General features: G+C 38.0%; 2 protein-coding genes. Both read right to left on the reverse strand.

Going from position 1 to position 1,710, the window contains the following annotated elements; all coding sequences use genetic code 11:
- Nucleotides 1-577: hypothetical protein (locus BZG75_RS15070; RefSeq protein WP_199878904.1), on the reverse strand; the 577-nt coding region annotated here is incomplete at its 3' end.
- Nucleotides 578-732: 155 nt separating this feature from the next.
- On the reverse strand, nucleotides 733-1,359 hold the full coding sequence (locus tag BZG75_RS15075) for a hypothetical protein (protein ID WP_077577416.1): 627 nt from the start codon (nucleotides 1,357-1,359) through the stop codon (nucleotides 733-735).
- Between the last annotated feature and the right edge of the window lie 351 nt (nucleotides 1,360-1,710).

Consider the following 1,710-nt stretch of genomic DNA (forward strand, 5'->3'; position numbering starts at 1 on the left):
TATAATGACTGACATTAATACTTTTATCCATGCTCAGCAAAATTCTGTCAATTTTTCGACATACTTTATTATCTTTATTCGGCAGATAGAATCCAATAAAGATATACGGAATGGAGTTTTCATCATATAGCTTACCGATTGTATTTATCGGCAAATTATAATGTTGAGAGTAATTTCTAAGTTCATAGCAAAATTGATATTCAATGTTGTTTTTATGTAAATCTCTTCGTTTTAGATTCCAGTCATTTTTAGACTCCGAAGAAGGGAAATCTTGCTCAAGTATCGTCAGCATAATGCTTGAAGATGATAAAAAATTACTTACGTAGCGAGATATAGAACTTAGCACCTCTGGATCATTAAGTAATCTAAGAGAAGAATAATGATTTTCCAACAGTGTATCTAAGTAACCTTGTAGATCTAAATAGTCCTTATATACAGCGAACCACAATGTAGCCTTACTTTGAAAAAGTGTAAAAGCCTTATCCAGTTCAACAAGCACTATAGCATCTTCACTAGATATATTACATGCTATGTTAACCGCATCATTTTCGTGAGATTCAGTATAGATTTGATTCAAAGTTAATTTCCTTAGGACGTAACTACATTATTACAAAACTTGGTACAATCTTACTGGCAACATAACGCCAAAGTAACGTGCCCGTCTTTGCGGAGGCCTGCTTTTCAAGGCCGTAGCAAAGGCGGGTCGCGTTGACTTTTTTGTTAGGCCTTTTGCTATAGTACATACGAGTTGTAGAACTGCTGCAAATTTTGGACAAAAGAATCGGAAATATCTTCGCTTTCGTAAACAACCGAACGCTTAGACCCTTGAACTTTTACCGCCAAACTTTGAGAGGAAATTATTTTCTCATACTCTTCTGCACTTAAAGCTACCATGCCAGATTCGACAATATCTGATGATGCCGAACGTGTTACTGAGTTGTAATCAATTACATCAGACCATTCGGTTGAACTTGAGTGCGCCTCTAACACTATTGGTTCTTGGTTATCTATAAGAAATGCAATGCTTTGAATGGTGCCCAATGTATTTGGGGATCCGTAAGAAGTGTCGTGACTTGTCATATTCTCTATACTCAGACCAAGCAATAACACTTTATTCGAATCAGCACTTTTGGTCATCATGGGATTTACAAAAACACCTCGTCCATCAATATGGACTCCACCCGCTATAGATTTCGATGAGATTCGATTATTTTTGCTTGTGAAAATGCGGTCATTGCTTTCGCTAAAACGAGAATCCGCCTCCATTACTTCAAATTTACCTGCCCCAAACATGCCACCTTGTCCGGTCGCGCACCCAAAAAGGTAAAAAGATAATAGTAAAATGATAATTTWTCTCATAAGTATCTCCATACTGATATAAGCCTAACGCCGCATTAAGTGGTGAGACACTAAACACCGATGTCTCGCAAACCACTTAAAACACAAAAACTGAATTTACACTAAAGCCGCCAAGCGTTGCGAATCCGTCTTAAATGCTTTGTATGGATAATATCACCCGTATTTGGGTAAAGTGAGACCCAGGCTTTAGCTGCAACTAAAGCTTTCTAATGTGCAGTTCGATTGAACGCTGGCTCCTCTGTCGAGAGACCGATAACAAACATGAACGCACCTTAGAACTCCAAGCACCAAACTCGAATACTCGACTGGGTCTCGAACCCGTATTACGCAAACAAGAGTTAGCTTATTATG

The sequence above is a fragment of the Salinivibrio sp. AR640 genome (assembly GCF_001995405.1).
In the GTDB taxonomy this organism is placed as follows: Bacteria; Pseudomonadota; Gammaproteobacteria; order Enterobacterales; family Vibrionaceae; genus Salinivibrio; species Salinivibrio costicola.